Annotated in this window: 3 protein-coding genes and 1 pseudogene; 2 read left to right on the forward strand and 2 right to left on the reverse strand. The window is 68.4% G+C overall.

The window, feature by feature from the left end; all coding sequences use genetic code 11:
* A pseudogene (locus tag DY245_RS34560) lies at positions 1-958 on the reverse strand (hypothetical protein); the annotation flags it as partial.
* 315 nt (positions 959-1,273) lie between these two features.
* Here DY245_RS34560 and DY245_RS34565 point away from each other — a divergent pair.
* Entirely contained in the window at positions 1,274-2,305 is a 1,032-nt protein-coding gene (locus tag DY245_RS34565) for a chitinase (RefSeq protein WP_128511064.1), read from the forward strand.
* A gap of 124 nt (positions 2,306-2,429) precedes the next feature.
* Here the strand turns inward: DY245_RS34565 and DY245_RS34570 are convergent, their stop codons facing one another.
* A complete protein-coding gene (locus DY245_RS34570; protein WP_128511065.1) occupies positions 2,430-3,293 on the reverse strand; it encodes a S1 family peptidase in 864 nt (287 codons plus the stop codon).
* A 246-nt stretch (positions 3,294-3,539) separates the two neighbouring features.
* Here DY245_RS34570 and DY245_RS34575 point away from each other — a divergent pair, with 246 nt between their 5' ends.
* Positions 3,540-4,889, forward strand: a complete 1,350-nt coding sequence (locus tag DY245_RS34575; RefSeq protein ID WP_128511066.1) for a M14 family metallopeptidase — start codon at positions 3,540-3,542, stop codon at positions 4,887-4,889.
* Positions 4,890-4,936 lie beyond the last annotated feature (47 nt).

Here is a 4,936-nt window from a genome sequence, read left to right on the forward strand (position 1 = left end):
GAGCGGAGTCGGCGGACGGCGCGGACGCCGGAGCCGGGTCCTTGGCCGGTGCCGTGGCGGTGCCCGCCGCCGGCCCCGGCCCCCCTATGGCCGCGGGGCCCCGGCCGGACCCGCCACCCCCCGTCGCCCGGTCCCTCGCCAGGGGCGCCGCGCAGAACGCACAGCGGTCCCCCAGGACTTCCAGCCCGCACCAGCCGCACTCCTCGCGCCGTACCGACGCCACCAGCTGGTAGAGGACCGACAGATCCGGAATGGCCGCCGCGAATTCGATCAGCTTCTGGGTCCCCCACCACCGGGCGGACTCGGCGGGCAGCCGCGCCTCGTACACCCCCTGCACCTGCCAGGACGGCGCGAGCGCCCCGGTCACCCACTCCGCGGTGAGCTGGCCGCGGGCGACCGCGAGCTGGGTGGCGAACCCGGGCGCCCGCAGCCCGGCCTCGGTGCTGTGCCGGTCCAGATGCAGCAGCTGCGGCTCGGGGTTGGCCAGCACCGCGAAGTGCGCGCCGGGCAGCCAGGACTTCATATGGGAGCGCAGATCGACCTCGACCCGGTCCAGGCCGCTGACACTGCCCAGCAGTGCGCCCGCGTGGATGTAGTGGGACAGCAGCCGCGCCGCACTGGCCAGCACCCCGGGGCTGAAGTCGCAGAGCGACAACTGCCGCAGCTGACGGGCCAGCAGGGCCACGCCCAGCGGCGGCAGGGACAGCGGCAGGATGGCGATCCGGTCGCTCTCCAGGACCGCGCGCAGGGTGTGCAGCCGGCGGATGTGTTCCGGCGGGCAGGCGGCGGAGTAGAGCACGACGAGATGGCCGTGGTGTTCGAGTACGGCGCTGGTCTCCGTCAGGGCGTCGTCCAGCGGCTGCAGATGCGGGGGCTGCAGGACGACCGCGGCGGGGGTCTGCCGGTCGGTCGCCGGCAGCGCGAGGTCAGGGCTGGTGACTGCAATCGCGGTCGGCACGTCGCTCCCCCACTCCCTCCGGCCGCCGGGGGTCCCGGGACCGCGGATCGGCACAGCTCTGCGCCATCGGCGCCATACGCTCAGCACTTTATCCACAGAGATACGTCCCAGAGAACACGTTCTGGGCTACTCGTCATGACCATCCCTCCGCAGGGAAATGGCGCATACCGCCCAAGCGACAATCACGGGAACGCCCGCTTCCGGCAAGACTCTTGACAGGATCAATGGTCTGGACCACGTTGTACCGCAAGCGCAGGGGCCCCTGAACGCGCATCCGCACCACTCCCCCCACCTTCCCCCCACCCGGAGGCAGTCGTGGTTCGCGCACGATCAGGAAGAGCGAAGAGCAGGCTCAGGACAAGGCTTCTGGCAGGAGTCGCCGCCGCGGTGCTGACGTCGGCCGGCACCGTCGCGGCGGGCACCGCCAACGCGTCCGAGGAACACCCGGCCCCGGCCTCCCCCGCCGCCGTCCCTGCACACGCCGTCACCGGCTACTGGCAGAACTTCAACAACGGCGCCACCGTGCAGAAACTGAAGGACGTCGACGACGCCTACGACATCATCGCGGTCTCGTTCGCCGACGCCACCGGCCAACCCGGTGCGGTCACCTTCCACCTCGACCCGGCCGTCGGCTACGGCTCCACCGACGAATTCAAGGCAGATATCAAGGCGAAGCAGGCGGCCGGCACATCGGTGGTCCTCTCCATCGGCGGCGAGAAGGGCTCGGTGTCCGTCAACGACGACACCTCCGCCAAGAACTTCGCCGACTCCGTCAACGGGCTGATGGACGAATACGGCTTCAACGGCGTCGACATCGACCTGGAGAACGGCCTCAACTCGACCTATATGACGCAGGCGCTCAAGGCCGTGCACGACCGGCACAGCGACGTCGTGGTGACCATGGCCCCGCAGACCATCGACATGCAGTCACCGCAGAACGAGTACTTCAAGACGGCGCTCGGCATCAAGGACTTCCTGACCGTCGTCAATATGCAGTACTACAACAGCGGTTCGATGAACGGCTGCGACGGCGAGGTCTACGCACAGGGCTCGGTCGACTTCCTGACCTCGCTCGCCTGTATCCAGCTGGAGGGCGGCCTCGACCCCTCGCAGGTCGGCATCGGCGTACCGGCCTCCGCCCGCGCGGCCGGCAGCGGCTATGTCGCGCCGTCCGTCGTCAACGCCGCCCTGGACTGCCTCACCCAGGGCACCAACTGCGGCTCGTTCAAGCCGTCCAAGACCTACCCGGGCCTGCGCGGCGCGATGACCTGGTCCACCAACTGGGACGCCGCCAACGGCAATGAATTCGCCGGCCAAGTGGGCGCCCACGTCCACGGCCTGCCCTAGCAGGAACCGCGCGCCGCGCCCTCCGGCGCCCCGGCGCCCCCTACAGCCAGGTCCCGCGCACCCCGTGCACGGGACCTGGCGTCCTGCTTCCCCTACTGCCTGCTACGTGCCGCTTCCCGCCGGATCACCTGCGGGTGGCCGCCGGCTTCGGCAGCGTGCATCCCTCGGCGCTCAGATCCAGCTTGTTGCCGACGCCGAAGCACTTCGGGATCCCGTACGTCTCCTGTGCGTAGTTGATGCCCTTGTGCACCGTGACATTGCCGCTCTCGTCCACCTCGCACGGGTTGTTGACGGTGCACTTCTCGCCGTCCTCGTTGCCCGTGTTGTTGATGGCCGCGACCTTGCCCGTCGTGGTGTCGATCACCGGCGACCCGGATGTGCCGCCTATGGTCTGGCACTGCGGGGTGTAGCGGACCGAGTCCTTCCAGGTCCAGTCACCCTCCTTGAGGGTGGGCACGAACCCGTCGATGTTGCAGGAGTAGATCTTCTTCCAGTAGCCGGAGACGACACTGATCCCCGCACCCTTGGCCGGGTGGTCGGTGGCCAGCTCCAGCGGCTTGATCCCGTACTTCTGCTCGATCTGGGCGTAGGTCGAGCCGGTCTGGTAGATCGAGACATCGGTGTCGGTCATCGTGGCGTACGCGACCTTGGTGGCCTTGATCCGGCCCAGCGTGCCCGCCGACTTGTCGAGCAGCGTGAAACTGCGGCTGGACGGCTGGTCGACGACGACCTCGCCCGCGCCGGGCATACCGCTTTCCAGACAGTGGCCGTTGGACATCACCAGGGCCGGGTCGTTCGGCTGCGAGGTGGGCATCTTGACGATCGAACCGGAGCAGTTGCTCAGCGCGACGGTGCCGGCGAAGTCCACCGCCTTGGTCTTGTGGCGGTCCACGTGCTGCGGGGCCGCGTGGGCCGTTCCGACGGTGCCCACCAGGGCTGCGGCGCCCAGCACGGCCGTGGCCAGGGTGCCGACGAGAGGTCGATTCATGTGGGGGTCCTCTCAGCTTCTGTCACCGAAGGTCCTTCCGGCGCCTTCGGTTTTGTCGTGCGCATTGTTAGTGCCACAGCCGCGCGAGGCAATCAATTTCCGTAAAACGATGGCAAGTTGCCGGGTTCACCCACGCCCCGGCTGCCGCCCCGCAACCCCACATCTGGCCATCCAACGCCTTGACCCGGCCATGCCAACGCCCAAAACTGGCGCAGTCGCTTCGCCTCACACCCCACAGGAGACCGCATGCGACCACGTATCCGCGGCGGACGCACCACCGTCCTCGCCGCACTCCTCTCCCTCGCGCTCGCCGCCCCGATAGCCGCCGCCCAGGCGCAGGAATCCCCGCCCACCGGGCCCGCGCCCGGCGCCGCACGGGACGCCGAACTCCCCCACCAGTACGAGGTGAAGGGCCCCGCCACCCCCACGGAGCGCACCGCTCTCACCGCGACCGGCGTCAGCATCGACGAGGTACACGCCCGCGCCGTCGTCATCACCGCGACCCGCGCCCAAGCCGCCGTCGTACGCCAACTCGGCTACACACTCCGCCTGTTGCCCGATCCGCCGGGCGCCACCACGGCCTCCCCCAAGCCCCGCGTCAAGGACTTCCCGGCCGGCTACACGAACTACCACACCTACGACGAGGCGACGAAGGAGATCGACGCCCTCGTCGCCAAGTACCCGGCCATCCTCAGCAAGCAGGTCATCGGCACCTCTCACGAGGGCCGCAACATCCTCGCCCTCAAACTCAGCAAGAACGTCACCAAGGACGAGCAGGAGCCCGAGGTCCTCTTCACCGCCCACCAGCACGCCCGGGAACACCTCACGGTCGAGATGGCCCTCTACCTCCTCAACGAGTTCACCTCGAAGTACGGCAGCGACGACCGCATCACCAAGATGCTCGACTCCCGCGAGATCTGGATCATCCCCGATCTCAACCCGGACGGCGGCGAGTACGACATCGCCTCCGGCCGGTTCCGCAGCTGGCGCAAGAACCGCCAGCCCAACGCCGGGACCAGCCAGGTCGGCACCGACCTCAACCGCAACTGGGACTTCAAATGGGGCTGCTGCAACGGCTCTTCGGACGACCCCGGCGACGAGACCTACCGCGGCCCCTCCGCCGCCTCGGCCCCCGAGGTCCAGGTCGTCTCGAAATTCGTCCACAGCCGCAACATCGGCGGCAAGCAGCAGATCAAGACCGCCATCGACTTCCACACCTACAGCGAACTCGTCCTGTGGCCCTTCGGCTTCACCAACGACGAAACCGGCCCCGGCATGACCCAGGACGACCACGACACCTTCGCCACCATCGGCAAGAACATGGCCGCCAGCAACGGCTACACCCCCGAGCAGTCCAGCGAGCTCTACATCACCGATGGCGCGATCGATGACTGGCTGTGGGGGGACCAGAAGATATTCGCGTACACGTTCGAGATGTACCCGTCGTCCGCGGGGAGCGGCGGCTTCTATCCCCGGGACACCGTGATCCCCAAGGAAACCGCCCGCAACAAGGACGCGGTACTCAAGCTCCTGGAGATCTCCGACTGTGTCTACCGCTCGATCGGCAAGGAACAGGAGTACTGCAAGGAGGGTTGAGCAACGCACAGCGCGGCGCCCCGGAACCCGTCGTCGGGTTCCGGGGC

Source organism: Streptomyces inhibens, from assembly GCF_003389455.1.
In the GTDB taxonomy this organism is placed as follows: domain Bacteria; phylum Actinomycetota; class Actinomycetes; order Streptomycetales; family Streptomycetaceae; genus Streptomyces; species Streptomyces inhibens.